Raw genomic sequence first — 26,402 nt, 5'->3', positions numbered from 1 at the left:
AGGCGCACACAGAGTCTCTGGTAACCAAAACTGCAACCCGTTCAACCTACCACGGTTTTCCCCGCGTTGGTCAACCTCTGGCGGAATCTTCCGGCAACTGGGCGATCAGCGCGGTCAAGCCGGCCACGTCCAGCAGGTCGGCGGGGCGCACGGTGACCCCGTCCCGCACGTAGTGGAACGCCGCACCCACCCGGTCCACCGGCAGGCCCGCCAGCTCGGCCCAGGCCAGCCGGTAGACCGCCAGCTGCACGGCGGCCACCTCCGCCGCGGCGCCGGCGGGCTGGGCCCCGGTCTTCCAGTCCACCACGTCGAACCGGCCGCCCGGCCGGGCGAAGACCGCGTCCATCCGCCCCCGGACCACCACTCCGGCGATAACTGTGGCGAACGGCACTTCCACCTCCACCGGTACCCGGTCGGCCCACTCGCTGGCCAGGAAGCGCTCCTGGAGCTCGGCCAGTGCCTCGTCCGGGGCGGCGTCCGCGTCGGCCGCGCCGGGCAGCTCGTCCAGGTCGAGCAGCCGGTCGGCGCCGAAGCGCTGCTCCAGCCAGGCATGGAACGCGGTGCCGCGGCGGGCGTACGGGTTGGGCTCGGTGGGTACCGGCCGGCGCAGCGTCCGGGCCAGCGCCGCCGGGTCGCGGCGCAGCGCCACCAGCTGGGTGACGCTCAGCTGCCCGGGGAGGGCCACCTCCAGCGCGCCGGAGAGCCGGGTCAGCTCGGCCCGCTCGGCCAGCAGCAGGTCCGCCTCCCGACGCCAGCGCTCCACCTCCGGATCCACCACCGCCACCTCGGCGGAAGGCGTCGGCCCATCCGGACCGGCCGAGCCGCCCGCGACCGCTACGGCGGCCGGCTCGATCGGCCTGCGGGTCGCCGCGCCGTCGGCCATCAGCCGGCGGACCAGCGCAGCCGCCTCGGCCAGCGCCGGTCGTCGGCCGCCCAGCGGGTCGGCCGGCCACTCGGCGCGGAGCACCACCTCGGCCGTCGGGTTGACCGCGTCCGGGGTCGGCTCCGGTGCCCAGGCGTCGACCAGGTGCCCCGGACCGCCGTCCAGGCAGGCGTCCTGCACCTCGCGCAGGAAGACCGACGGACCACGCGGCCGTTTGATCCCCTCGCCCCACCAGTACCCGGAGCAGAGCAGCAGCCGGCGCGGCCGGGTCACCGCCACGTACGTGAGCCGGCGCTCCTCCCGCTCGTCGTGGGCCCGCCAGGCGTCGGTGAAGTCCGACACCGCCCGGGCCACGCCCCGCTGGTCCGCCACCTCGTCGAGTTGCAGCTCGGGCAGCCCGTCGGCGTCCCCGCGCAGCGGGAACGGCAGCACCCCCAGCCCGCCGAGCCAGTGATCGGAGTTGCGCACCGGCCCGGGCCACACCCCGCGGCTCAGCCCGGCCACCGCCACCACGTCCCACTCCAGGCCCTTGGCCGCGTGCGCGGTGAGGATCTGCACCGCACCCTCGACCACCTCGACCTCGCCGGGCGCGAGGCCGCGCTCCTCGTCCTCGGCGGCGGTCAGGAAGGACAGGAAACCGGACAGGGTGGCACCCGGGGTCTCTCCGCTGAACCGGGCCGCCACGTCGCCGAGGGCGTCCAGGTGACCCCGGGCCAGACCGGCGTCGCCGGCACCGTCCCGGCCGGCCCGGACCGCGACCTCCACGTCCAGGCCGATGGTCCGCTCGATGTCCGCGATCAGGTCCGGCAGCGCCTGGTCCAGGCGGTAGCGCAGCAGCGCCAGCTCCCGGCCGTACGCGCGCAGCCGGGCGAAGCCCTCCGCCGAGTACGCCTGCGCCGGGCCGAGGTCGGCCAGCGCCTCCACCAGGGTCGCCTCGTCCAGCAGGTCGGGAGTGATCTCCGGGGCGTCGTCGGCGGCCAGCTTCCGGCGGGCGTTGGCGATGGCCCGGGCCCGCCGGTGCAGCGCCACCAGGTCGCGCGGCCCGATCCGCCAGCGGGCGCCGGTGAGCAGCCGCAGCAGCGCCGCCCCGTCGGTCGGGTCGGCCAGCACCCGCAGCGTGCACACCACGTCGCGCACCTCGGGGGTGTCCAGCAGACCCCCCAGCCCGACCACCTCGACCGGCAGGCCACGCTCGCGCAGCGCCGACTCGATGGCCGGGATCTGACTGCGGACCCGCACCAGCACGGCGGTGGTGGGCCGCTGCGCCACCGGGATGTGCTCGGGCAACGCGCCGGGCAGCCGGGCCGCGCCACGCCAGGCGGCGAGCACACTGTCGGCTATCCAGCCGGCCTCGTCGGCGTACGTGGTCAGCAGGGCGCAGTGCACGGTGCCGCCGGCCGCGCCGCTCGGGCTGCGGTGCGGGATGGGGTCCTTGACGCTCAGCGCGGAGCGCAGCTCGGGCACCCGGGCACCGGCCGCGCGCAGCGGAGTGGCCACCGCGTTGGCCACCCGCAGGATCTCCGGGCGGTTGCGCCAGCTGGTGGTGAGCCCGAGCACCTCGGCCGGTCGACCGCCGGCCCGGACGAACTCGGTCGGGAACCGGTCCAGAGTGCCGGCGCTCGCCCCCCGCCAGCCGTAGATCGACTGACACGGGTCACCCACCGCCGTCACCGGGTGCCCCCCGCCGAACAGCGCGTTGAGCAGCACCACCTGGGCGTGGCTGGTGTCCTGGTACTCGTCGAGCAGCACCACCCGGAAGCGGTCCCGCTCGATCACGCCGACCCCGGGATGGTCCCGGGCCACCCGCGCCGCCCGGGCGAGCTGGTCGGCGAAGTCCATCGCCTCGAAGTCCTCCTTGCGCCGGGCGTACGCCCGCACCAGCGGCAGCAGGCGCAACCGGGTCTGCTGCAGGGTGAGCGCCTTACGCACGTCGGCGTAGATCCGACCCGGCCGGGACTGCACCTCGGCGAAGAACCGGCCGGTCCAGGCGGCCAACTCGTCCGGCTCGACCAGGTGCTCGTCCAACTCACCGGCGAGCGCCAGCACCGCGTCGGTGATGGTGCTCGGCATCCGGTCGACCTCGGACATGTCGCCGTCGTAGTTGCGCACCAGCAGGTCCACCAACTGCCAGCGGGACGCCTCGGTGAGCAGCCGGGTGGACGGCTCGTACCCGGCCCGCAACCCGTGCTCGGTGACGATCCGCCCCGCGTAGGAGTGGTACGTGGAGACGGTGGGCTCGCCGGCCAGCGGGTCGTCGAGCGGGTCCCGGCCCTGCCGGCCGAGGCGGCGGATCAGCTGGTCGAGCCGGGTGCGTACCCGGTGCGCCAGCTCGCCGGCGGCCTTGCGGGTGAACGTCAGCCCGAGGATCTGCTCGGGCCGCACGTACGAGTTGGCCACCAGCCAGACCACGCGGGCGGCCATCGTCTCGGTCTTGCCCGAGCCGGCGCCCGCGACCACCAGCAGCGGCTCCACCGGGGCGGCGATGATCGCGGCCTGCTCCCGGGTGGGCGCCGGCAGCCGCAGCAGTTTCGCCAGCTCCACCGGGGTGTACCGGGGGCCGGCGTCGGCCAGGCGGGGCGCCGGCGCCGGGCCGGCGCCGAACAGGGTGGGCTGGGTCACTGTGTCATCTCAGTTCGGGACTGCGGGGCTCGCAAGAGCGGCTCACTCCTCGCCCTCACGGTGTCATCTCAGTTCGGGACTGCGGGGCTCGCAACACCGGCTCGCTCCTCGCCCTCACGGATTCTCCGGGCGAAGGGTCGGCGGCTCGACGACCTGGCGGCCCTGCCCCGAGACCGGGCAGCTGGTGCGCACCGGGCAGACCCGGCACTTCGAGTTGGCGACCGCGGCGAAGGTGGCGGCGGCCATCGTATCGGCGGTGCGCCGGACCAGCGCGGTCGCCCAGCCGGCCGCCGGCCCCTCGCCCGCCGCCGGCTGGTTCTGCTCCTTGGCGTCCTTGGCCGACGTGCCGAGCTGCACCAGCGCGGCGCCACCGGACTCGTCGCCGAACTCACCGAACGCGCCCGCCTCCACCGCCGCCTGGTAGGCGCCCAGCTGCGGGTGCTCGGCGAGGTCGCTGCCGGTGACCGCGGTGGACTTGCCGGTCTTCAGGTCGATCACCACCAGCCGCCCGTCCTCGTCCACCTCGAGGCGGTCCACCCGGCCGGTCAGGTCGACCGGCCGGTGCGGGTCGTCCAGGCGGACCGCGAACTCGTGCTCGATGGCCAGCAGCCGGCGCGGGTTGGTGGCCAGCCAGCGCAGCAGCTTGTCGACCATGGCCTCGGCGCGGGCCCGCTCCGGGCCGGCCATCCACCGGGCGGCCAGCTCGATCGCGTCGAACCGGGCCGCCACGTAGTCCAGCAGCGCACCCCGGTCGGCACTGGCGTCCTCGGCCAGCATCGCGGCCGCGTGCACCAGGTTGCCCACACCCTGGGCGGTGCTGGCCGGAGCGCTGCCGCCGTGCCGTTCCAGCAGCCAGCGCAGGCTGCACCGCAGCGCGCTCTCCATCGCCGACGGGGTGACCCGCACCGGCTCCCCCTCGTCGACCAGGGGCCGGTCGTCGGAGAGCGCCCGCAGCCCCCACCAGTCGTCGGGGTGCGCGCCGGGCACACCGGCGGCGGCGAGCCGGGCCAGTTCGGCCGCCGCCGCGCGCCGCCGGGCCTCCGGCGCGGCCGGGTCGGTGATCGCGGTACGCAGCTCGGCCACCAGCGCCGGCAGAGTCAGCGCCCGCGGCGGCCGGGTGACCGGCAACGCCCCCGGCCGGTCGGACCCGTCGTCACCGTCGGCACCTGCGGCCACCCGGCCACCGTCGACGACGACGCCGCTGGCACGCTCACCGCCGTTGCCCGTGTCGCCGTCCCGCCGCCGGTCGGTGCCCGCGCCACTATCGGTCGAGGCGCCGTTGCCGGAGCCGCGCCCGGTTGGAGTGCCGCCGCTCGCGGCACCGCCGTCAGCCGAAATGCCTCCGTCGGGGGTCGGCTCTGCGGGCGTACCACCGTCGGTGTCCGGGCCGGAGCGCGGACCCGGCGGGGTCGCGGGGTCGGCACCGCCGGGCGGTGCGGGCGGCGGGGTGGGGCCGAGTTCGTACAGGAAGCGGCTCGGCTGTTCCTCGTGGTCGTCGCCGCCGACCGCCGCCGACGCGACCGCGCTGACCAGCAGCCGCCGGCGGGCCCGGCTGATCGCGACGTGGAAGAGGCGACGCTCCTCGTCCAGCAGCGCCGAGGTCTGCCCCACCACGGTGGCCGTCGCACCGGCGCCCACGGACCGGCCGGCGAGCACGTCGACCAGTCGCTCCGAGCCGAGCAGGCTGCCGCGCAGCCGCAGATCCGGCCAGATGCCCTCCTGGACGCCGGCCACGGCGACCAGGTCCCACTCCAGGCCCTTGGCGGCGTGGGCGGTCAGCAGCCGGACCGCTTCCCCCCGGTCGGCGGTCGGGGCGAGCGTGTCGGCCGGCAGGTCCTGCGCGAGCACATGGTCGAGGAAGACCTCGGTGCGGGCGCCGGGCAGCCGGTCGGTGAACCGGGCCGCCGCGTCGAAGAGCACCATCACCGCGTCCAGGTCGCGGTCGGCGGCCTCGGCGCGTCGCCGGCGGGCCACGTCCCCCTCGCCCGCCGCCGGGCGCCCCTGGCCGATCGCCCCGGCCCAGCGCTCGGCCAGCCCGCTGGCCTCCCAGACCGCCCAGAGCACGTCCTCGGCCGTGGCGCCCGGTCGGGCGGCGGCGGCACGGGCGGTGGCCAGCAATCCGGCCACGGACTGCGCCGGCTCGGCCCAGCGCCGGTCGATGCCGGCCAGTTCGGCCGGGTCGGCCAGCGCCTCGACGATCAGTTCCCCGGACGGGCGCCGGTCGCCACCGGCGAGCGCCAGGGCCCGCAGGCCCTGCCGCAGCCGGCGCTCGGCCAGCGGGTCGGCCCCACCGAGCGGCGAGTGCAGCAGCGCGACGGCCGCCTCCTCGTCGAGCCGTTCCGGCTCCAGCGCGCAGCGCAGCAGGAGCAGCAGCGGCGCCACCGCCGGTTGCAGGTGCAGCGGCAGGTCCTCGCCGTGCACCACGGTCGGCACCCCGGCCCCGTGCAGCGCCCGTTGCAGGGTCGGCAACTGCAACGCCGTGGAGCGCACCAGCACCGCCATCTGCGACCAGGGCACACCGTCGAGCAGGTGCGCGGAGCGCAGCGCGTGGGCCAGCCAGGCTGCCTCGCTGGTCGCCGAACGGAAGGTGTGCACCTGCACCTCGCCCGTCGCAGCGTCGGGCAGCGGACGCAGCCGGCGGTGCGCGGCCGGGCCGCGCAGCCGGCGGCCCAGCCGGGCGGTCGCGGCCAGCAGGCCCGGGCCGGCCCGGTAGGACGTGGTCAGCAGGACCTGCGCGGCCGGAGCTCCGGACGCGGTACGGAACCGGTGCGGGAACGTCACGACTCCCGCCGGGTCGGCGCCCCGGAAGGCGTAGGTGGACGAATCGGGGTCGGCGAAGGCCACCAGCGACTTGCCCCCGCCGGCGATCACCGCGAGCAGGTCGAGCTGGGCGGGGTCGGTGTCGGCCAACTCGTCGACGTACACGTGGGCGAGCCGGCGACGCTCGGCGGCCAGCAGCTCCTCGTCGTCGCGCAGCAGCCCGGTGGCCGCCCGGACCAGCTCGGCCGGGTCGTACGCGATCGAGCCCCGGTTGCTGACGTCGCGCAGGGCGAGCACCGCGACGTACTCGCGCAGGAAGCGGGCTGCGGCCGGCCAGTCGGCGCGGCCGAGCTTGTCGCCGAGTCGGGCGAGCTCCATCGGCCCCACCCCACGCTCGGCGGCGCGCATCAGCAGATCCCGTAGCTGGGCGGCGAAGGCCCGGGTACGCAGTGCCGGCCGCAGGTCGTCGGGCCAGCCGACCGGGTCGTCCTCGGGCTCCTCGCCGACCACGTCCAGCAGCTCGCGGATGATCAGATCCTGCTCGGGACCGGTGAGCAGTCGGGGGGACGGCTCGCCGCGCTCGGCGGCGGCCCGGCGCAGCAACCCGAAGGCGTACGCCGGGAAGGTGCGCACCAGCGGCTCGCGCAGCACCCGGTGGCCGTCGCGGGCCACCCGGGCCTCGATGCGTTGACGCAGCGTGGTGGCGCCGCGCCGGCCGAAGGTCAGCACCAGGATCCGCTCCGGGTCGACCCCCTCGGTCACCCGGGCGGCGACCGCCTCGACCAGCGTGCTGGTCTTGCCGGTGCCCGGACCGCCCAGCACCAGCATCGGCCCGTCGGTGTGCCCGACCACCTCCGCCTGCACCGGATCGGCGCGCCGGCCATCGCCCGCCGCGCCCCCGCCCTCGGACCCACGCTCGCCACCCGCCGCGCCTCCGGGCCCACGCTCGCCACCCGGCCGGCCGTCGGCGACCCCGGCCACCGGGACGTCCCCCCGCGTCGGCCCGGCGGACCGACGCACCAACCGGTACGCCTGCATCAGCTCATCCCATCACGCCGGTACGACACCCCCACCGCACCACCCCACACCGTCCCGGCCCGAGGCCGGGCCGGGTGGGTCAGGTCAGGTGGGATTCGAGGGTGTCCAGGGCGGCGGGGACCGAGTCGACCACGGTGAGCAGGCCGAGGCCTGCGGGTTTGAGGAACTGCCGGTCGGCCAGCCCGTCGAGCCAGTCCAGCAAGGGGCGGTAGAAGCCGTCCGTGTCGATGAGCACCATCGGCTTGGCGTGCAGGGCCAGGGTGGCGGTGGTCCAGACCTCGAAGAGCTCGTCGAGCGTGCCCAGTCCGCCGGGCAGCGTGAGGAACGCGTCCGACTTGTCGATCATCAGGGTCTTGCGGCTGGCCATCGAGTCGGTGACCAGCAGCTCGTCGGAGGCCAGGTCGGCGACCTCCAGGTCGACCAGCGCCTGCGGGATGACGCCGAGGGTGCGCCCGCCGGCGGCCCGGGCGCCATCCGCCACCGCGCCCATCATTCCGACGCAGCCACCACCGCTGACCAGCGTGTGCCCCCGGCGGGCCAGCTCCGCGCCGGTCTCCGTGGCCAGGTCCAGCCAGCGCTGGTCCAGGGTGCGCGACGAGGCGCAGAAGACGCAGATCGCGGCCACCGTCAGCCCTCCCCCGACCCGGACTCCGGGCGCCGCTCGTCGGACGCCTGCTCGGCGGCGGCCTGCTGGTCCGCGCCGGTCCGGGCGACCGCCTCTTCGCGGACCGCCTCCTGCTCGCCGGAGAGCGCCGCCTCGGCCTCGACGATGTGCCGGACCGCCGCGTCGACGTCGTCGGTGAGGCAGATCAGCTCCAGGTCGACCGGGCCGATCTTGCCGGAGGCGGCCATCGTGTCGCGCAGCCAGTCGAGCAGCCCGCGCCAGTAGTCCGTGCCCATCAGCACCACCGGGAAGCGGGTGACCTTGCCGGTCTGCACCAGGGTGAGCGCCTCGAACAGCTCGTCCATGGTGCCGAAGCCGCCCGGCAGCACGACGAACGCCTGGGCGTACTTGACGAACATGGTCTTGCGGGCGAAGAAGTAACGGAAGTCGATGGCCAGGTCGACCCAGTCGTTGATGCCCTGCTCGAACGGGAGCTCGATGCCGAGCCCGACGGAGAGCCCGCCGGCCTCGCTGGCGCCGCGGTTGGTGGCCTCCATCACGCCCGGCCCACCACCGGTGATCACCGCATAGCCGGCTCGGGCCAGGGCGCCGCCCAACTCCTCGGCCAGCCGGCACTCCGGGCTGTCCGGGCCGCTGCGCGCCGAGCCGAAGACGCTGACCGCCGGCGGCAGGTCGGCGAGGGTGTCGAAACCCTCGACGAACTCGGAGAGGATGCGCAGGGCCCGCCAGGCGTCCCTGGTCTTCCAGTCGCCGCGCCCGCGCGAATCCAGCAGCCGCTGGTCGGCGGTGCTGCTCGGGATCGCGCCACGGCGCAGCGTGACGGCACCGCGATGCCGCTCCCGTCCCGGATCGCGGCCGGCCTCCCGCCCGTTGCTCTGGCTCATGGGGCAACCGTAGTAGAGCGGCACCCGCCGGGTGTGCGGGGCGGGAACCCGGAGAAATAGTTCGGGATCTTGGGCAACTATTCGGCTCGCCCGTACGTCTTACTATTCACATACCGGGTATGCCCGGGCGCGCGCCTTCGGGGGAGGAGCCAGCGTGATCAGCAACGCCGAGATGATCCGGATCCGTCGCCAGATGCAACGACGGATCCGTGACGTGGTGGCCGAGCGCCGCCGCACCCGCCACCTCGAACCGGCCGCCGCCGCGGCCACCACCCCACCCGGAGCCGATCAAGAGGTTTGCGTCACCGACAACGGGCCCGGCTGACGCAAACCTCTTGATCATCGGGCGGCGGCCGGGCCGGTGGGTTAGGCAGTGGCCAGCCAGCGGTGGAGGGTGGCGGCGCCGTCGCGGATCTTGCTGATCTCGACGTGCTCGTCCTTGTGGTGGGCCAGGTTGGGGTCACCGGGGCCGAAGTTGAGCGCCGGGATGCCCATGGCCGCGAACCGGGCCACGTCGGTCCAGCCCAGCTTGCCGATCGGCGCGGCGCCGACCGCCGCCAGGAACTCCTGCGCCGGCGGCGCCTCCAGCCCGGGCGGGGCACCGGCCGCCGCGTCGGTCACGGTCAACTCGAAGCCGGCGAAGACCTCACGCAGGTGCGCCTCGGCCGCCGCCGGGTCACGGTCCGGGGCGTACCGGTAGTTGATCTCAATCTCGCACCGATCCGGGACCACGTTGCCGGCCACGCCGCCGTGGATCCGGACCCCGTTCAGCCCTTCCCGGTAGTCGCAGCCCTCGATGGTGACCCGGCGCGCCTCGTACGTCTGGAGCCGCCGCAGCACCTCGCCGGCGGCGTGGATGGCGTTCACCCCGTGCCAGGAGCGCGCCGCGTGGGCCCGCTCACCGGTGGTGGTCACGATCGCCCGCATCGTGCCCTGGCAGCCGGCCTCGACGATGCCGTACGTCGGCTCCAGCAGCACGGCGAAGTCCGCGTCCAGCCACTCCGGGTGCGCCTGGGCCACCAGGTGCAGGCCGTTGTACTTCGACTCGATCTCCTCGGCCTCGTAGAAGAAGTACGTCACGTCGTAACGCGGGTCGGGCAGGGTGACGGCCAGGTGCAGCGCGTACGCGACGCCGGACTTCATGTCCGAGGTGCCGCAGCCGTACATCAGGTCCCCGCGCATGGTGGACGGGAAGTTGTTGTTCAGCGGCACCGTGTCCAGGTGCCCGGCCAGCACGACGCGCTGCGACCGACCCAGGTCGGTACGCGCCATCACGGTGTTGCCGTGCCGCTGGGTGCTCAGGTGGGGTACGCCCCGCAGCACCTCTTCCACGCAGTCGGCGATCGCCTTCTCGTTGAGGGACACGGACTCGATGTCGACCAGTACACGGGTCAGCGCTACCGGATCGGCGAGGACCTCGGGGGTCAGCGGGTTCTCCATGGTTCGCACGGTACCTTCAGGGCTGTCAGCGCGAGGAGTGAGCTTGCGGGCCCCGGAGTCGGTGCGCAGAGACCGGCCGGGCCGCGAACGAGAGGTGGAACAGTGACGTCCGCAGATTCCGCGTGGGGCATCGGCCTGGCCACCGTGACGGCCGAGGAGCAGGTGCTCGACACCTGGTACCCGACCGGCAAGCTGGGCCTGGGCGAGCTGCCGCTGGTCTCCGGCGAGGACACCGCCGACGTGCTCGACCTGCCGCCGGGAGCGCTCGGCGACCGGGCGCTGCCCGGGCTGCGTACCGTGCAGGTGGTCACCGTGATCGGCTCGCTGGACGACCCGATCAAGGACGCCTCGGACGCGTACCTCCGGTTGCACCTGCTCTCCCACCGTCTGGTCCGGCCCAACGAGCTCAACCTGGACGGCATCTTCGGCAAGCTGGCCAACGTGGCGTGGACCTCCGCCGGGCCGTGCCCGCCGGAGCGGGTCGACGAGCTGCGGGTCATCGAGCGCGCCGCCGGTCGCCACCTGGTGGTGTACGGGGTGGACAAGTTCCCCCGGATGACCGACTACGTGGTCCCCTCCGGCGTCCGGATCGCCGACGCCGACCGGGTCCGCCTCGGCGCCCACCTGGCCGCCGGCACCACCGTGATGCACGAGGGCTTCGTCAACTTCAACGCGGGCACGCTCGGCACCTCCATGGTGGAGGGGCGGATCGTGCAGGGCGTCGTGGTCGCCGACGGCTCGGACATCGGCGGCGGCGCCTCGATCATGGGCACCCTCTCCGGCGGGGGCACCGACCGGGTACGCATCGGCGAGCGGAGCCTGGTCGGCGCGAACGCCGGCGTCGGCATCTCGCTCGGCGACGACTGCGTGGTGGAGGCGGGCTGCTACATCACCGCAGCCTCGAAGATCAGCCTGCCGGACGGCCGGGTGGTCAAGGCCCGCGAGCTCTCCGGGGTCAACGGGCTGCTGTTCTGGCGCAACTCGGTCACCGGCGCGCTGGAGGCCCGGCCCCGCACCGGGCGGGGCATCGAGCTGAACGCCGCTCTGCACGCCAACGACTGACGGCCCCGCCGGGTCCGCGGCGCGCAGCCGCGAACCCGACGGGGTACGCCTCACCGCAGGCGGTACGCCTGGATGATCCGTTCCGTCACCGTGTTGCCAGCCGCGTCCCGGGCGGTCGCCCGCAGGGAGGCGTACCCGGCACCGGCGGGATGGCGCACGGTGGCCGTCCAGCCGTGCCCGCCGTGCCGCACCCGGGCGGCCTGCCAGGTCCGGCCGCCGTCGTAGGAGACGTCGACGGTCAGCCGGGTGATCCGCGTCCCGTCGGCGCCGGGCTGGCGCTGCACCTGCACCGGGATGACCAGGCTCCGCCCGGCCGGGGCAGCGTTGTCCCGGTCCAGCCGGGGCGCGAACCGGATGGCCGACACCAGTAGCGCGGCCTGGTCGTCGCCGGCGACGTGCCGGGACCGGAACGTCCACGCCGTGCTGACCTCGGTGCTGAGGTCCGTGAAACTCCGCTTCGCCGACACCTCCACGCGGTAGCTGGCCGCACCGGGCGGCACCGTGAACTGCCCGAAGCCCGGCTGGTCCACCTCGCCGACCAGCACGCCCTCGCGGTAGAGGGCGGTCCGGGCGGTGTCGGTGACCGAGCCACCCGCGTGGCCCTCGGCGTCGCTGAACATCGGCACGTCCACGGTCACCTCGTCGCCGAGCCGCGTCACGCCCTGGCCGGGCCAGCGCGGCGCCGGGAAGGACGGCCCGTACGGCGCGCTGTTCCAACTCTCCCGGGTGTGCCGGCCGGCCCGGTACGCCCGCGGCTCCGCGCTCAACCCCGCCTTGAGGTCGGTCCACCCCTCCTCGGTGGGGACCCCGAACCTCAGCTCCGAGGACCAGCGCAGGCCCCGGGTGTTGTAGTGCTCGACCCGCTGTCCGGGCACCACGGTGGGCAGCACGACCGCCCATCCGCCCACGTCCGGGTCGAGGTGCGGGAAGACCGCCCGCTCGGCGACCAGCCCCGGCTGGCTGCCCTGGAACCGGTGGGTGACGGTGGCGAGGTCACGGCTGCGGTAGTCCTTGCGGAAGCCGGTCGGCATCCGGCCGCGGAAGCCCTCGCTGAGCGCGTAGAGGTACGGGCTGGCGGCCACCTCCGGCTCGGCCCACTGGCTGCTCACCGTCGCGAAGAACCGCTCCTTCGACACCGCCGCGCCGAGCTGGCCGGTGGCCAGTCCGGTGAAGTCGAACGCGAGCAGGCCGAAGCCGTACGAGCCGTCCTCGCCGAAGTAGTACGCCCCGATGTCCACGAGGGCCGGAGCAGCCGAGCGCTGCGGCACGGTGACGCGTACCGGCCGCGCCAGCCGGGCGTCGACGGTGACCGTAGTGTCGCCCTCGACCACCAGTTCCGGCTGTGCGAGCTGGGCGGCCGCGCCGTCGTCGCCGAAGACGATGCTGCCCAGGCCGTAGCGGCCCTTGGGCAACCGGATCTCCACCGTGCCGTCCGGGTCGTACGGGTAGTACGTGGCGAAGGTGCGCAGATCGACGAGCGAGGTACCGTAGTCCGAGGTCGCCGCGCCGGTGCCGTCCAGGTGCCGCACGGTGACCGTGTAGCTCTCCACCTCCCGGTTCACCGCCAACGGGGTGACGGCCACGGCCGTCCCGGCGCGGGCCACGATCCGGCCGGTCCAGTAGCCGTCGGTACCGATCCGGGTGTCGGCGGTGACCGTGGTGCCGGCGGTGCCGCCCGCGGGCACGGTGACCTGACTGGCGCCGAGGGCGAACATGCCAGCCGGCGCGGGCTGCCCGTCCGGGCCGGTCACCTCGACGGTGAGGTCCAGGGTGACCGGGGTCGGGCCGTCGTTGCGCCAGCCCAGCGGGCGGGTGATCGGGGTGTCGTCGTCGTGCGGCGACACGGCCCGGCCGAACGACACGCTGACCGGGTCGCTGACCACCCGCTGGGTGATCGCCCGGGCCACGTCGACCCGGCCGGCACCCTGCTGGTACGCCGTCTGGGCCGGATGCGGCTTCGCCGAGGCCATCAGGGTGGCCTTGAGCTGGCCAGCCGTCCAGCCGCCGTGCTGCTGGGCGAGCAGTGCCACCGCACCGGTTACGTGCGGCGCGGCCATCGAGGTGCCGGAGAGCGAGACGTACCTGTCGCCCACCGGGTCGCCGAGCAGCGTGCCGTCGCCGCGGGCGGCGACGATCTCCACGCCGGGAGCGGTGAGGTCCGGCTTCAGCCCGCTGTCGCCGATCCGTGGGCCACGGCTGGAGAAGTCCGCCAACGCGTCGTCACGGTCCACCGCGCCGACCGCGAGGGCGGCGTCCGCGGTGCCCGGCGAGCCGACCGAGCCGTCCGTGCCGTCGTTGCCGGCGGAGATCACGAAGAGGGCGCCGGTCTGCGCGGTCAGCGACTCCACGGCCGCCTCCAACGGGTCGACCTCCGGCGTGTCCGGCCCGGTGAGGCTCATGTTGACCACGTCGGCGTGCTGGTCGACGGCGGCCCACTGCATGCCGGCCAGGATCGCCGACTCGGAGCAGCCCTGGTCCTCGCACACCTTGCCGGCCAGCAGCGTGGCGTCCGGGGCGACGCCCCGATACCGGCCACCGGAGGCGGCGCCACTGCCGGCGATGATCGACGCGACGTGGGTGCCGTGCCCCACGGTGTCACCGGTCTCGGGCACCTCGGTGAAGTTGGCCGCCTCGGCGACCCGGCCGGCCAGGTCGGGGTGGGTGGCGTCGACGCCGGTGTCCAGCACCGCGACGCGTACCCCCCGGCCGGTGAAGCCGGCCTGGTGTGCGGCCGGCGCGCCGATCTGCGGCACGCTGTGGTCGAGCGTGGTCCGCCGCCGGCCGTCGAGCCAGATCCGGTCGGCACCCCCCGCCGTGCCGACCCGGGCGCCGGCGCCGGTGAGCGCCGCCCACACCGTCCCGGCCCGCTGCTTGGCCGCCGTCGCGGCGACCCCGCCGATCGCCGGCAACTCCGCGGTGACGGTCAGCCCGGCGGGGGCGGCGGTACGCTGCCGGGCGCCCGCGCCGCCGGTCAGCAGCACCGGCAGTTCCTCACGGTGGGCGTCGTCGTAGCCGGCGGCGATCAGCCCGGTGACGTCGAAGAGTCGGGCGTCGACCCGGTCGGCCCGGACCAGCGGCAGGGCGTCCTGCGGCAGCACCGAGAGGTGCCCCCGGTCGCGGGTGGTGAGGAAACGGATGCCGGCTCGCCCGGGGCCGGGACGCACGGCGGCGGAACCGGAGGCCGTGACGGTCACCCGGTCCCCGGTCAGCAGGGTCACGGTGGTCGGGTCCGCGGCACCGGCGGCGGGCCGCCCGGCGGTGTCCGGGGCGGTGGCGGTCGTGGCCGGAGCGGCCGCGGCGATGGCCGGGGTGCCGAGCACCAGGGCCAGGGCGACGGCGGCGCCGGTCATTCTTCTTGTTCGATGCAACGGATCCTCCTCGCTGGAGCGTCGTTACCACAGGAGACGCATTGACATCCGTCAGAATTGCATACCGGGTATGCATAAGGAAGACGCAAATATGACGGACCAACCAACGCGGGCGGCCCCCGACCGGCACGATCGACCGGTGACCTCCATGAAGGACCGGATGCTGGCCGGCGAGCCCTACCTGGCCGACGATCCCGAGATCATCGCCGACCTGGACCGGGCCGCCCGGCTGATGGAACGCTTCAACACCAGTCCCACGGCAGACCCGGTGGCCCGGCTCGCCGCGCTGACCGACCTGCTCGGCGAGCTGGGCGAGGGCACCTGGATCCGCCCGCCGTTCCACTGCGACTACGGCTGGCAGATCCGGATCGGGCCGCGCAGCTTCATCAACTACAACGCGGTCTTCCTCGACGTCGCCCGGATCACCCTCGGCGCGGACGTCCAGGTCGGGCCGAACGTGCAACTGCTCACCCCGACCCACCCGGTCGAGCCGGGACCACGTCGGGACAAGTGGGAGGCCGCAAAGCCGATCACCATCGGCGACAACGTCTGGCTCGGAGGCGGTGCCATCGTGCTGGCCGGCGTGACCATCGGGGCGAACACCGTGGTCGGCGCCGGTGCGGTCGTGACCCGGGACCTCCCCGCCGACGTCGTCGCGGTCGGCAACCCGGCCCGGCCGGTACGCCAGCTCGACTGACGTCCACCGCCCGCCCCGTCAGACCGGCGGGGCCTCGGCCAGCCGGACCACCAGGTCGGCCCGCTCGGCGGTGCCCGTGACCAGGGCGGCGTTGACCTCGTCGCTGCCCAGCGCCCAGGCGCGTGCCTGCTCGGGCGAGCGCCCGTACGCCTCGTGCCGGGCGGTGAGCCGGCTCAGCCGCAGCTCCACGTCCAGGTCGAGGAACCAGACCTGGTGCAGCAGTGCCCGGACCTCCACCCACGGGAAGTCCGGCAGCAGCAGGTAGTTGCCCTCGGTCACCACCAGCCGCACCGAGGGAGGCACCTCGATCGCACCGGCCACCGGCTCCTCCAGCTCCCGGCGGAACTCCGGCGCGTAGACGGAGGTCGGCTCCAACCGGCGCAACCGGCGCAGCAGCGAGACGTACCCGTTGGCGTCGAAGGTGTCCACCGCGCCCTTGCGGTCGGCGCGGCCCAGCCGGACCAGCTGCGACTGCGCGAGGTGGAAGCCGTCCATCGGCACCAGTCGGGCGGCCGGGCCGACCTCGGCGACGATCCGCTCGGCCAGCGTGGACTTCCCTGCCCCCGGCGCACCGGTGATGCCGAGCAGCTGCCGCGGGCCCGCCTCGGCGAGCGCCCGCGCACGCGCCACCAGCTCGTCGACGGGCAGGACCTGGGCGGACGGCATCAGCCCAGGACCGGGTCGCTGATCGTGAAGCGCGCCTGCACGGCCGCCTGCACGGTCTGCGGCTGCGGATCGAGGTCCAACTCCGGTGGCCCACCCGTCTCGCCGCCACCCCCGCCGAACGCCGCACGGGCGAACATGGGGCGCTCGCCCGCACCCGCGTCGGCCAGCTCGATCAGCCCGGTGATCCGGGCGCCCAGCGCCTCGGCGTACTCGCGGGCGCGCAGCAGCGCGTCGGCGATCGCCGCGTGCCGCGCCTCGCGGTGCGCGGGGCTGTCCGGGCGCAGCTCCCACCAGGGGCCGGCCACCTCCACCTGGTCCTGGTCGGCCAGCCGGAGCATCAGCTCGCCGAGCCCGGCGAAGTCGGTGACGGTGACCGTGGTGGTCACGCTGCCGTGCCAGGCCACCACCCGCTCGCCCGAACGTCGGGTCTCCGGCCGGACCCGCAGATCGCCGGTCTCCCGCCGGGCCACCACCGGCCCCGAGCCGTCCAGCAGCACCCGGATGGCGGCGGCCCGCTCGGCGAGCCGGGTCAGCGTGGCCTCCCGGTCCCGGTCCCGGGCGATCGCGGTGACCGCGAAACGGGCCAGCTCGGGCGGCACCTCCCGGTACGCCTCGCCCCGCACCGCCACCACCGGCCCGTCCACCGCCATGCCCCTCACCCTAGTCAGCCGCGGGCCGTCGCGCCGGGCCCGGCGATCCGCTCTGGTCATCCGGTCGGGGCCGGTGCCCGGCGTACTCCACCCAACTGTCACCGACACGGCAACCAGTGAGATAACCACCAGCCGCGCCAAGTTCCAGCAGGTACGCCACCTCGTCGGCCCGGTCGCCGCTCAAGGGGAACTGCCTGCAGAACGAGTGCAGGTCGCGGTCGAGCAGGGCGACCCTCGTGCCCCGCGCGTACCGGTACTGCTCCACCAGCGCGTCCACGTCGTAGCGCTGCAGGGAGTCGGACAGCCCGTCGATGAACGCGCTCACCTCCCGCAACTGCCGTAGCACCTGCTCCCGGTTGTTGATGAGCATGTCCGCGGTGCGCTTCACGGGGGTGCCCGCGACCCGGGTGCCGTCCCGGAAGCTGCCGGCGGCGAGCCCGAGTATGGCGTCACGGACGTCCGAACCGGCCACCGCGCCAGCGAGGCTGCCGGCCAGCAGGTGCGGTACGTGGGACGAGAGCGCGACCACCGAGTCGTGCACCGCCGGCGACATCGGCACCACGCGCGCCTGGAAGACGTCGAGGATCAGGCCGACCAACATCCGGAACGCCTCGATGCCTTCCGCCGCCGGGCACAGCACCCAGGCCGCGTCCTCGAACAGCGCGGGCATAGCGGCGGTCAATCCGGCCCGTTCGGTGCCGGCCATCGGGTGACCCGGCACGAACCGGTCGGTCAAGCCGTGGTCCACCGCGAACGAGGCCACTGCGGCCTTGGTGCTCCCGACGTCGGTAAGTACGCAGCGATCCGCGGCATACTTCGCCGCGGTGAGCAGGGTCTCCGGCAGGGTCGGCAGCGGGCCGCAGAGGAACACCACGTCCCGGTCGCGGACGGCCTCGGTCAGGTCCTCCGCAAAGGCCATGCCTCGCGACCGGCCCTCCGAACGGGTCGCGGCATCCGGGTCCCAGCCGGTGACGTCGACCCCCGACTCGTGCAGGCGGAGCAGAATGGAGCCGCCAATGAGGCCGGTGCCGAGAACCGCCGCCCGCAGCTTCTGACCGGGTCTGTTCACCATCACGCACCTCGGCGTTTCGGTCGGTACATATCAAGAATGCCCCGACTTGGTTCAGTGCCTAGAATATCGCTCTTCCAGTAACCCTTCATCGCCCACTCGCTGAGCGGCGAAAGCGTGAGCATCCCGCTGCGCGCAGCGTAGTCTTCGTGGGACTGGTTGATCTTGTAGATCAACTCGACGTCACCCTTCTCGTAGGTCACGCCCACCGACGAGACCGTGGCGAAGCACCGGGAGACGAAGCCGGGCTCGCCCCGCACCGCTGCCAGGGCATCCCGCTCCGTCCGGTAGAGCTGGACCGAATAGGTCAACTCCCCGCCGCGCAGACCGATGCGGGCCAGCCCCCAGTTGCCCGACGACGATTCGTAGATCCACTGCCCGAGCACCGGTTGGGCCCAGATCAGCAGGAACAGTCGTTGCACAATGCTGCCGAGGACGGCGAGGCTGAGCGCGGAAAGCAGTACTGCGGCAGCCTTTGTACGAGCGTCCCGCAGATCCGTGTTCTGCAGAACCAGCACGTTGAGGATGCTGAAAATCACGGCAGCCGTGGCAAGAGAGGCGTGCCGCACTCCGTCGATGTTCCGATCGCGCAACAGCGGATGCAGATGGCGCATGTCACTGGACCCTCGTGCCACCGCTGAAGATCCGGACGAGTTCCTCGAAGTCGGCCAGCCCGAGGCTGCCCGGCGGTGGGACCAACGCGAGGTGCTCGTCCGCGTTGGCGGCGAGATGGTCGGAGAGGTAACTGCCGAGGTACTTCACCCGGACACCCTCCTGCAACAGGTGGGTGACCGCCCGCGCCAGGCTCACGGACTCCCGGTCATGGTCCACGGTGACGACGAAGACGTACCGGCCGGCGAAGCCCGGCAGCGGCCGCGAAGCCAGCGAGATGATGTCGATCCCCCGGTCGGCGAACTGGGTGCAGAGTTGCGCGAGCACGCCGGGGTGGGACCGGCGCGGGGTGAGCGCGATGGTCGTCTTCCAGGTCAGCTCCGCCGGGCCTGCGGGCTTCGGCAGTTCCCTGCCATCCGACCGACCGAGAGACACGAATCGCGTCTGCGCACCCGGATGGTCCTCGACCGCTCGGTCGGCCACCCGTACCGGATAGACCTCGTCGAGCCCGGACGCGCCGATCGCGAGCAGTTCGGGCCGCTCGGCGGCCGCCCGCACAGCGGCAGCGGTGGACGGGAACTGCTCCACCGGTATGCCGAGGCGCGCCGCGTACCGCGCACACTGGGCCAATCCGTGTGGATGGCTACCGACGACGGCGGGCGCGGCAGACGCGTCCCGCGATCGGTAGGCGTCGAACGTGACACGCACCGACGTCTCCCGGCGAATCAGCACCGCGTCCGCACGGAAGATGATCTGATCCAGACTTGCCGTCACGATGCCTTCGACGGTGTTCTCGATGGGAACGACACCGAATTCGTAACGGCTCTCGGCAACCCCGGCGATCACCGCCGCGATCGTCGACTCGGGCCGGAGTTCGGCCGCCGTCGGGTGCAGGGCGCGGGCCGCGCGATGGGTGAAGGTGCCCTCCGGGCCGAGGAAACCGACGATTGGCTGAATCTCCGCCGCACGAATACCGCCACCCATCCCCGTCACTCCCCACGCGCCCGTCGGCTTTCAGACGCGTGCGATCGACGGCCAATGCTGCCGCACGCGTGCCAGGGGAGCAGATTACCGTTTGCGAGCGCCGCCATTGGCCCGTCGCATCGACGAAAATCGAAACTAACAGGTGCGGTCGGTCGATCGCGTACGGCTACTCGCGCAGCCGGCCGGCGACCGCGGCGACGTGCTCGTCGGACTCGGTCAGCGCCGCCCGGACGTACCGCTGGCCGCCAGGGCCGTAGAACACCCCGGCGGCGACCAGGATGCCCCGCCGGGCCAGCCAGTCGACCGTCTGCCAGCAGTCTTCGCCGCGGGTCAGCCACAGGTAGAGGCCGGCCTCCGAGTGCTCGACGGTGAACCCGGCGCCGGTGAACGCGGCCCGCAGCACCTCGCGTCGGGCCCGGTAGCGCTCCCGCTGCTCGTCGGCGTGCCGCTCGTCGCGCAGCGCGGCCACCATCGCCGCCTGCACCGGAGCGGGCACGATCATGCCGGCGTGCTTGCGGACCTTCAGCAACTCGGCGACGAGCGCCGGGTCGCCGGCCACGAAGCCGGCCCGGTACCCGGCCAGGTTGGACCGCTTGGACAGCGAGTGCACCGCCAGGACACCGGCGTAGCTGCCGCCGGACACCTCCGGGGACAGCACCGACACCGGCTGGGCCGACCAGCCCAGCGGCAGGTAGCACTCGTCACTGGCCACCACCGCGCCGCGCTCCCGTGCCCAGTCGACCACCTTGCGCAGGTGCGGCGCGGGCAGCACCCGGCCGGTCGGGTTGCCGGGCGAGTTGACCCAGACCAGCCGGACGCGGGACGTCGGCCCGACCGCGGTGAGCGAATCGGCCCGTACCACGGTGGCGCCGGCCAGTCGGGCCCCGTCCTCGTACGTGGGGTACGCGATCGACGGCACCACCACCACGTCACCCGGGCCGATGCCGAGCAGCGTGGGCAGCCAGGCGACCAGTTCCTTGCTGCCGATGGTCGGCAGCACGCCGAGACCGTCCACCCCGGCACCGCACGCCCGGGCGACCCAGGCCGCGATCGCCTCACGCAACGCCGGCGTGCCGGCGGTCAACGGGTAGCCGGGGGCGTCGGACGCCTCCGCCAGCGCCTGCCGGATCACCTCGGGCACCGGGTCGACCGGCGTGCCCATGGAGAGGTTGATCAGGCCCTCCGGATGCGCCGCGGCCAGGGTGGCCGCGGCGTCCAGGGTGTCCCAGGTGAACTCGGGCAGCCGCGACGAGACCGGCGCGAGCCGGTTCAGTGGCCCTCGCCGCGCGGGGGCTGCGCGGCGACGAAGGTCGCGTCCTTCTCGACCTTGCCGATCTTCGAGGCGCCACCGGGCGAGCCCAGGTCCTCGAAGAACTCGTAGTTGGCGCCGGTGTAGTCCTTCCACTGCTCCGGGACGTCGTCCTCGTAGAAGATCGCCTCCACGGGGCAGACGGGCTCACAGGCACCACAGTCGACGCACTCGTCGGGGTGGATGTAGAGCATCCGGTTGCCCTCGTAAATGCAGTCGACCGGGCACTCCTCGATACATGCCTTGTCGAGCACATCCACGCACGGCTCGGCGATGATGTAGGTCACCGGTCTTCTCCTCCGCAAGACACGCCGCGATCTCCCGCGACGGTAAGAGCCTAGTATCTCGCCGGGGAGGGGGAGAATCGTGCTCCGACAGCAGGATGTGGGACACCGGATCGTGGTCCGCCGGATTGTGGGGATTCGCGAAGGCCGCCCGCTCTTCTCCGACGCCCTCGGCGAGCTGGTCGAGCTGAGCGAGACCCATCTCACCCTGGCCACCGCGCAGGGCCCGCTACGGGTGCCGGTGGCGCAGGTGCACCGGGCGAAGCGGGTGCCACCGACCCGCCGGCCGACCGCCGCCGCTGTGGTGGCCCTGGAACTGGCCGCCGACGAGGCGTGGCCGGCGCCGGTGCGGGGGCGGCTCGGCGACTGGCTGCTGCGCTCGGCCGAGGGCTGGACCGGTCGGGCCAACTCGGCGCTGCCGATCGGCGACCCGGACCGGCCGCTGCCGGCCGCGCTGGACGCCGTCGAAGGCTGGTACGCCGGGCAGGGGCTGGTGGCCATGGTCAACACGCCGCTGCCGCTCGCCGCGCCGATCGGCGCCGAGTTGGACGCGCGGGGCTGGGGCAGTCGCCCGCCGGTGCTGGTACAGACCGTGCCGCTCCCCCTGCCCGCCGCCGCCGGCGGCGGCACGGCCGCTGCGCGAGCCGGGGAGTCCGTTGGCGGGCCGGCCAGCACACCGGCCGCGCGGGTTGTCATCGAGTTGTCCGAGGTGCCGAGTTCGGAGTGGCTGGCCATCGCCGCCGGCCGCAAGGGTGGCCTGTCGGACGCTGCCCGGCACGTGCTCACCGGCGTGGACCAGGTCCGCTTCGCGCACGTGTACGTGGACGGCGAGTTGGTCGCCATCGGCCGGGGCACGGTGACCGGGCAGGGCCGGTGGCTGGGCCTGAGCCTGATCGAGGTGCTGCCGGCGGCGCGTCGGCAGGGGCTCGCCGGCCGGGTGATCACGGCGCTTGCCGAGTGGGGCGGCTCGCTCGGTGCGACGCACGCCTTCCTCCAGGTCGAGCAGCGCAACACTCCGGCGGTGGCGCTCTACCGCCGGCTCGGCTTCGTCACCCACCACACCTATCTGACCCGGGTCGCCCCGCACTGACCGTCCCACGGAGATCGACTCGGTTTCCTGCAAGTCGGGCTGTCCCACTCACCCGGACACCCCGATTTCCAGGAGACCGAGTCGATCAAGCCGGCCAGGCCCGCGAGGGCGAGGCCCACGCACCCGCGCACGCCAGCGCGCGCAGCCGGGTCAGCGGCGCACGACGCGACGGGGCTTGGCGGCCTTGACCTCGGCGAACCGCTTGAGCTGCTGGGAGCGGTGGTCGAGCCCGAGCGCGGTGAGCACCAGGTAGCCGACCAGCACCCCGGCGCCGGTGGCGAGCAGGTAGAGCCAGATCTGGGCGAAGAAGGTGCCCGCGCCACCGGCGAAGGGGTTGTAGCCGACCAGCAGCGGCCCGACCAGCACGGTCAGCAGCATCGCCAGCAGCACCGTGAGGGCCACGTCGGCCGACCAGGCGGCCAGCGGCCGGCGGCGACCCCAGAGAAACGCCACCGCGGCCAGGATCAGCCCGATCACCACGAACATCGCCAGCGACACCCGGTCGGCTGCGGCGTCGTCACCGTCGAAGCCGAACCGGGTGATCAGCCGGGCGACCACGTTGACCGCGAACAGCGCTCCCACGAGCACTCCGATGTCGCGCCACCGCTTGTCCACCGCACGACCTCCCGCCGTACGCCCCGCACCGGGGCCCGTTTCCTGGCAGGAATATCTACCACCCGTACCTGGGTGGCGTCATCACCCGCGCGGTACCGAGGGTGGGGCCAGGATCTGACGGAAGCCCATCACCGCGAAGGTCATCGCGCCCGCCACGATCATCGCCAGGCCGACCCAGTTGTCGCCGGCCAGCAGCAGGTCGCCCTCGGTGGTACGGACGGCAGCCACCACCATCAGCGCGAACCACGGCACCGCGGGCAGTGCCACCGCCCAGCGGCGGCCCACCGTCGCGTGCGCGAACCAGCTGAGCGCGATGTTGGCCCCGATCGCGAGCAGCGCCGACACGCCGATCAACTGCCCGCCGACGCGGACCGTGGCGAGCAGCAGCTCCAGCACCCCGGTCAGCACGCCGGCGACGGCCACGACGACCCCGCCGGCCACCCGCAGCCCCACGTCGAGCAGGCGCGGCGGCGGCCCCGCCGGCGGCCGGGCGCTCTCGTCGGGCAGGACCGACATCGGCGTGGCGGGCAGGCTCACCGGAGGCCGGCCGCCGCGACCGGGGCCCGGGCCGGACCGGCGTCGTCCGGCAGGCCGGCGAACAGGTCGTCCTCCCAGCCGTACGGCCCGTTGCCCGGCCCCTTCTCGCCGACCGCGAGGGTGTAGAACTCCACGCCCATGAACTCGCTGCCGAAGTTGCCGGCGATCGAGTAGAGCCACGAGGTGGCCGGGATCTGGGTGGTGTGTGCCCGCATGGCGGCCTCCTTGGCCGCGTGCCGGTCGGTGGCGTCGATGCGGGCCGCGATCTCCGCGTCGGGGGTGCCGAAGGGCAGGTCGGCGACGTCCTGGATGCCGGCGAAGGGATTGTCCGAGGATTCGGCGAAGTGCGTCATGCCGGCCTCGAGCACGCTGCTCGGCATGGCCGTCCAGTAGACCTTCGCCGGGGCGCAACCCTGCGCGGCGGTCAGCTCGACGGCGCGCATCGCGACCCGGTGCGCCTGGATGTGGTCGGGGTGACCGTAGAAGCCGTTCTCGTCGTACGTGATGAGCACCTGCGGGCGTACCTCGCGCATGATCTCCACGAGGTGCCCGGCGGCCTCGTCGAGGTCGGCCTGCCAGAAGGCGCGGGGGTGCTCGTTGGTGGCGAGCCCCATCATGCCGGAGTCGCGGTAGCGGCCCGCGCCACCGAGGAAGCGGTGGTCGGTGACGCCGAGCGCGGCGCAGGCGGCGGTCAGCTCGCCGATCCGGTACCCGCCGAGCTGGTCGGCCTGGGCGGCGGCGAGCTGGGCCAGCTCCGGGACGTGGATCTCGCCCTCCTCGCCGAGGGTGCAGGTCACCAGCGTGACGTGCGCGCCGGCGGCGGCGTAGTGGGCCATGGTCGCGCCGGTGCCGATCGACTCGTCGTCGGGGTGCGCGTGGACCAGCAGCAGGCGGCGATCGGGCAGCGTCGTCACGACGGTCACTCTAACCGGCGCCTGCGTCCAGCCCGTGCCGACGCGTCCGCGCAGGTCGGCCACATCACCCCCGGTGCCGCTCTACGATTTGGGCTGTGGACTTTCCGGAGCTGGCCGCCCGCACCCGCCGGTTCAGCCACGGCGCACCACGCGCCATCTCCGTGGCCGACGACGGCTCCCGGGTGATCTTTCTACGCTCCGCCGGCCCCGAGGACCCGGCGGACGCGCTGTGGCTGCTGGACCTGGCCACCGGCGAGGAGCGGCTGGTCGCCGACCCGGCCACCCTGCTCGGCTCCGGCGATGACCCGGGGGTGCTCTCGCCCGGCGAGCGCGCGCTGCGCGAACGGCTGCGGCTCAGCGCCGCCGGCATCGGCTCGTACGCGCTGGACGCCGCCGGGCGGGTGGCCGTGTTCGCGCTGGCCGGTCGGCTGTTCCGGGCCGACCTGGTGCACGGCGACGTGGTGGAGGTGACGGCGGTCGGCCCGGTGCTGGACCCGCGCCCGGACCCGACCGGGCAGCGGCTGGCGTACGTGACCGACGCGGCCGAGGGGGTCCGCCGGGGCGAGCTGCGGGTGATCGACTCCGACGGCACCGACAGCCTGCTGGCCGGCGAGGACGCCGGGGTCAGCTGGGGGCTGGCCGAGCACATCGCGGCCGAGGAGTTCGGCCGGTTCCGGGGTTACTGGTGGGCGCCGGACGGCCGGTCGGTGCTGGCCGCCCGGGTCGACGAATCCCGGCTGGACCGGTGGCACCTGCACGACCCGGCCGACCCGGCGAGCGCGCCGACCGCGGTCGCGTACCCCCGGGCGGGCGGGCCGAACGCCGAGGTCAGCCTGCACCTGCTCGACCTGGACGACGGTTGGGTGGACGTGCACTGGGACCGGGAGACCTACCCGTACCTGACGGCGGTGAGCTGGGCCGAGGGCGGTCCGCTGATCACCGTGCTGCGCCGCTCGCAGCAGCACGGGTTGGTGCTCGCGGTGGACCAGCGCACCGGCGAGACGCAGGTGCACGCCGAGCTGGCCGATCCGCGCTGGGTGGAGCCGATCGCCGGTACGCCGGCGCACCTGCCGGACGGCCGGGTGCTGGTCGGCGGCGAGCTGGCCCATGACGGGTACGACGCGCGCTGCCTGTTCGCCGACGGCACCCTGCTCACCCCTCCCTCGCTCTACGTGCGGCGGGTGGTGGGCCGGCTGCCGAGCGGCACCGGCCCGGCGGATCTGCTGGTCGAGGCGAGCGACGGCGAGCCGAGCGAACGGCACCTGTTCCGGGTGCGTACGACCATCGGCGGCGGGGTGGACGCCCGGCGGGTGACCACCGACTCCGGCTGGCACACCGCCGCCGTGGGCGGGGACGTGCTGGTGATCGGGATGGCCTCGCTGGACCACGCCGGTGTGCGCTGGACGGTGTGGCGCGGCGATGCGGAGGTGGCGGAGCTGCGCTCGTTGGCGGCCAACCCGCCGTACTCCCCTCTCCCGCTGCTGGAACGGGTGACCGACCGGCGGCTGCCGGCGGCGGTGCTCTACCCGGACAACCACGTCAGCGGGCGGCGGCTGCCGGTGCTGCTCGACATCTACGGCGGCCCGGGTCACCAGGAGGTGGTGGCCGCGCGGGCGGCCTGGTTAGAGCGGCAGTGGTGGGCCGACCACGGCTTCGCGGTGGTCACCATCGACAACCGGGGTACGCCGGGCGTGGCCCCGTCGTTCGAGAAGGCGATCCACCGGCGGGTGGCCGACGTGATCCTCGCCGACCAGGTGGACGCGCTGACCGCGCTCGCCGGCAAGAACCCGGATCTGGACCTGGGCCGGGTCGGGGTGCGTGGCTGGTCGTTCGGCGGGTGGCTGGCAGGCCTGGCGGTGCTGCGCCACCCGGAGCTGTTCCGGTGCGGCATCGCGGGTGCCCCGGTGACCGACTGGGCGCTGTACGACACCGCCTACACGGAGCGCTACCTGGGCCTGCCGGACGACGGGATGGACATCTACGCGCACCACTCGCTGGTCGAGCTGGCGGCCGAGCCGGTCACCGACCCGGACCAGGCCCGGCCGCTGCTGCTGGTGCACGGGCTGGCCGACGACAACGTGGTGGCGGCGCACACGCTGCGGCTCTCGGCGGCGCTGTTGAACGCGGGTCGCCCGCACTCGGTGCTGCCGCTGACCGGCGCCACCCACATGGCCGCGAACGGCACCGCGGAGCGCCTGCTCCCGCTGGAGCTCGACTTCCTCCGTACCCACCTGCAGTGACGCCCGGAAACGCGGCGGCCCCCGGTCGACGACGCTGTCGACCGGGGGCCCGTCCG

The 26,402-nt window shown here is 74.0% G+C and carries 21 protein-coding genes; 5 read left to right on the top strand and 16 right to left on the bottom strand.

Annotated elements, in window-relative coordinates; genetic code table 11:
- Positions 1-70: 70 nt before the first annotated feature.
- The 4 genes from ACFOW4_RS04760 to ACFOW4_RS04745 all read right to left on the bottom strand — a co-directional run bounded on the left by ACFOW4_RS04760 (position 71) and on the right by ACFOW4_RS04745 (position 8,809).
- Positions 71-3,502 (bottom strand): ATP-dependent helicase, encoded by a 3,432-nt coding sequence (locus tag ACFOW4_RS04760; RefSeq protein WP_377524857.1) that lies wholly within the window; start codon positions 3,500-3,502, stop codon positions 71-73.
- Positions 3,503-3,616: 114 nt separating this feature from the next.
- Positions 3,617-7,300, bottom strand: coding sequence for an ATP-dependent helicase (locus ACFOW4_RS04755; protein WP_377524854.1), 3,684 nt, complete (start codon positions 7,298-7,300; stop codon positions 3,617-3,619).
- A 79-nt stretch (positions 7,301-7,379) separates the two neighbouring features.
- The gene (locus tag ACFOW4_RS04750) at positions 7,380-7,925 is read right to left on the bottom strand and encodes a TIGR00730 family Rossman fold protein (RefSeq protein ID WP_377524852.1); all 546 of its coding nucleotides are present in this window, start codon (positions 7,923-7,925) and stop codon (positions 7,380-7,382) included.
- 2 nt (positions 7,926-7,927) lie between these two features.
- Positions 7,928-8,809, bottom strand: coding sequence for a TIGR00730 family Rossman fold protein (locus tag ACFOW4_RS04745; protein ID WP_377524849.1), 882 nt, complete (start codon positions 8,807-8,809; stop codon positions 7,928-7,930).
- 154 nt (positions 8,810-8,963) lie between these two features.
- Between ACFOW4_RS04745 and ACFOW4_RS04740 the strand changes: the two genes are divergently transcribed.
- On the top strand, positions 8,964-9,134 hold the full coding sequence (locus ACFOW4_RS04740) for a hypothetical protein (RefSeq protein ID WP_377524847.1): 171 nt from the start codon (positions 8,964-8,966) through the stop codon (positions 9,132-9,134).
- 41 nt (positions 9,135-9,175) lie between these two features.
- Here ACFOW4_RS04740 and dapE read toward each other — a convergent pair whose 3' ends face one another.
- Entirely contained in the window at positions 9,176-10,249 is a 1,074-nt protein-coding gene (dapE, locus tag ACFOW4_RS04735) for a succinyl-diaminopimelate desuccinylase (protein ID WP_377524844.1), read from the bottom strand.
- Positions 10,250-10,351: 102 nt separating this feature from the next.
- Here dapE and dapD point away from each other — a divergent pair, with 102 nt between their 5' ends.
- On the top strand, positions 10,352-11,311 hold the full coding sequence (gene dapD, locus ACFOW4_RS04730; protein WP_377524842.1) for a 2,3,4,5-tetrahydropyridine-2,6-dicarboxylate N-succinyltransferase: 960 nt from the start codon (positions 10,352-10,354) through the stop codon (positions 11,309-11,311).
- A gap of 50 nt (positions 11,312-11,361) precedes the next feature.
- Here dapD and ACFOW4_RS04725 read toward each other — a convergent pair whose 3' ends face one another.
- Positions 11,362-14,661, bottom strand: a complete 3,300-nt coding sequence (locus ACFOW4_RS04725; protein ID WP_377524839.1) for a S8 family serine peptidase — start codon at positions 14,659-14,661, stop codon at positions 11,362-11,364.
- A gap of 157 nt (positions 14,662-14,818) precedes the next feature.
- Here ACFOW4_RS04725 and ACFOW4_RS04720 point away from each other — a divergent pair, with 157 nt between their 5' ends.
- Positions 14,819-15,376 (top strand): sugar O-acetyltransferase, encoded by a 558-nt coding sequence (locus ACFOW4_RS04720; protein ID WP_377524837.1) that lies wholly within the window; start codon positions 14,819-14,821, stop codon positions 15,374-15,376.
- Between the two features lie 18 nt (positions 15,377-15,394).
- Here the strand turns inward: ACFOW4_RS04720 and ACFOW4_RS04715 are convergent, their stop codons facing one another.
- From ACFOW4_RS04715 to fdxA, 7 genes are all read right to left on the bottom strand, one after another.
- Positions 15,395-16,042 carry a nucleoside/nucleotide kinase family protein gene (locus ACFOW4_RS04715; protein WP_377524833.1) on the bottom strand — a complete coding sequence of 216 codons (648 nt, stop codon included), beginning with the start codon at positions 16,040-16,042 and terminating at the stop codon, positions 15,395-15,397.
- On the bottom strand, positions 16,042-16,692 hold the full coding sequence (locus tag ACFOW4_RS04710; protein WP_377524830.1) for an SIMPL domain-containing protein: 651 nt from the start codon (positions 16,690-16,692) through the stop codon (positions 16,042-16,044). The genes ACFOW4_RS04715 and ACFOW4_RS04710 overlap by 1 nt, the downstream gene beginning before the upstream one ends.
- Positions 16,693-16,702: 10 nt before the next feature.
- Complete coding sequence (locus ACFOW4_RS04705) at positions 16,703-17,764, bottom strand: prephenate dehydrogenase (RefSeq protein ID WP_377524828.1); 1,062 nt, start codon at positions 17,762-17,764, stop codon at positions 16,703-16,705.
- On the bottom strand, positions 17,764-18,375 hold the full coding sequence (locus ACFOW4_RS04700) for a hypothetical protein (RefSeq protein WP_377524826.1): 612 nt from the start codon (positions 18,373-18,375) through the stop codon (positions 17,764-17,766). Before ACFOW4_RS04700 ends, ACFOW4_RS04705 begins: the two co-directional genes overlap by 1 nt.
- Before the next feature lies 1 nt (position 18,376).
- The gene (locus ACFOW4_RS04695; protein WP_377524823.1) at positions 18,377-19,357 is read right to left on the bottom strand and encodes a prephenate dehydratase; all 981 of its coding nucleotides are present in this window, start codon (positions 19,355-19,357) and stop codon (positions 18,377-18,379) included.
- A gap of 166 nt (positions 19,358-19,523) precedes the next feature.
- Positions 19,524-20,630, bottom strand: a complete 1,107-nt coding sequence (gene dapC, locus ACFOW4_RS04690; protein ID WP_377524901.1) for a succinyldiaminopimelate transaminase — start codon at positions 20,628-20,630, stop codon at positions 19,524-19,526.
- Positions 20,627-20,953, bottom strand: a complete 327-nt coding sequence (gene fdxA / locus ACFOW4_RS04685) for a ferredoxin (protein WP_007464872.1) — start codon at positions 20,951-20,953, stop codon at positions 20,627-20,629. Before fdxA ends, dapC begins: the two co-directional genes overlap by 4 nt.
- 79 nt (positions 20,954-21,032) lie before the next feature.
- Between fdxA and ACFOW4_RS04680 the strand changes: the two genes are divergently transcribed.
- On the top strand, positions 21,033-22,040 hold the full coding sequence (locus ACFOW4_RS04680; protein ID WP_377524821.1) for a GNAT family N-acetyltransferase: 1,008 nt from the start codon (positions 21,033-21,035) through the stop codon (positions 22,038-22,040).
- A gap of 150 nt (positions 22,041-22,190) precedes the next feature.
- Here ACFOW4_RS04680 and ACFOW4_RS04675 read toward each other — a convergent pair whose 3' ends face one another.
- The 3 genes from ACFOW4_RS04675 to mshB form a co-directional block, all read right to left on the bottom strand.
- Positions 22,191-22,655: a hypothetical protein gene (locus ACFOW4_RS04675; protein ID WP_377524818.1), complete on the bottom strand. Its 465-nt coding sequence runs from the start codon at positions 22,653-22,655 to the stop codon at positions 22,191-22,193.
- 81 nt (positions 22,656-22,736) lie between these two features.
- On the bottom strand, positions 22,737-23,171 hold the full coding sequence (locus ACFOW4_RS04670) for a hypothetical protein (RefSeq protein ID WP_377524816.1): 435 nt from the start codon (positions 23,169-23,171) through the stop codon (positions 22,737-22,739).
- 17 nt (positions 23,172-23,188) lie between these two features.
- Positions 23,189-24,115, bottom strand: coding sequence for an N-acetyl-1-D-myo-inositol-2-amino-2-deoxy-alpha-D-glucopyranoside deacetylase (gene mshB, locus ACFOW4_RS04665; RefSeq protein WP_377524813.1), 927 nt, complete (start codon positions 24,113-24,115; stop codon positions 23,189-23,191).
- Between the two features lie 86 nt (positions 24,116-24,201).
- On the opposite strand from mshB, the gene ACFOW4_RS04660 reads away from it, so the two are divergent.
- Positions 24,202-26,346: a prolyl oligopeptidase family serine peptidase gene (locus ACFOW4_RS04660; RefSeq protein ID WP_377524811.1), complete on the top strand. Its 2,145-nt coding sequence runs from the start codon at positions 24,202-24,204 to the stop codon at positions 26,344-26,346.
- The last annotated feature ends 56 nt before the right edge of the window (positions 26,347-26,402 follow it).

The organism is Micromonospora sp. GCM10011542 (assembly GCF_042650685.1).
In the GTDB taxonomy this organism is placed as follows: domain Bacteria; phylum Actinomycetota; class Actinomycetes; order Mycobacteriales; family Micromonosporaceae; genus Micromonospora.
The sequence above is the reverse complement of the archived record's forward strand: the minus strand, read 5'-3'. Positions and strand labels throughout refer to the sequence as shown.

Coding starts and splice junctions, on each gene's coding strand:
- ACFOW4_RS04715 (WP_377524833.1), bottom strand. CDS start 16,042: ATGCCGTCCGCCCAGGTCCTGCCCGTCGACGAGCTGGTGGCGCGTGCG.
- ACFOW4_RS04725 (WP_377524839.1), bottom strand. CDS start 14,661: ATGACCGGCGCCGCCGTCGCCCTGGCCCTGGTGCTCGGCACCCCGGCC.
- dapE (WP_377524844.1), bottom strand. CDS start 10,249: ATGGAGAACCCGCTGACCCCCGAGGTCCTCGCCGATCCGGTAGCGCTG.
- ACFOW4_RS04710 (WP_377524830.1), bottom strand. CDS start 16,692: ATGGCGGTGGACGGGCCGGTGGTGGCGGTGCGGGGCGAGGCGTACCGG.
- ACFOW4_RS04670 (WP_377524816.1), bottom strand. CDS start 23,171: ATGTCGGTCCTGCCCGACGAGAGCGCCCGGCCGCCGGCGGGGCCGCCG.
- ACFOW4_RS04745 (WP_377524849.1), bottom strand. CDS start 8,809: ATGAGCCAGAGCAACGGGCGGGAGGCCGGCCGCGATCCGGGACGGGAG.
- ACFOW4_RS04755 (WP_377524854.1), bottom strand. CDS start 7,300: ATGCAGGCGTACCGGTTGGTGCGTCGGTCCGCCGGGCCGACGCGGGGG.
- ACFOW4_RS04695 (WP_377524823.1), bottom strand. CDS start 19,357: ATGGGTGGCGGTATTCGTGCGGCGGAGATTCAGCCAATCGTCGGTTTC.
- ACFOW4_RS04700 (WP_377524826.1), bottom strand. CDS start 18,375: ATGCGCCATCTGCATCCGCTGTTGCGCGATCGGAACATCGACGGAGTG.
- ACFOW4_RS04705 (WP_377524828.1), bottom strand. CDS start 17,764: ATGGTGAACAGACCCGGTCAGAAGCTGCGGGCGGCGGTTCTCGGCACC.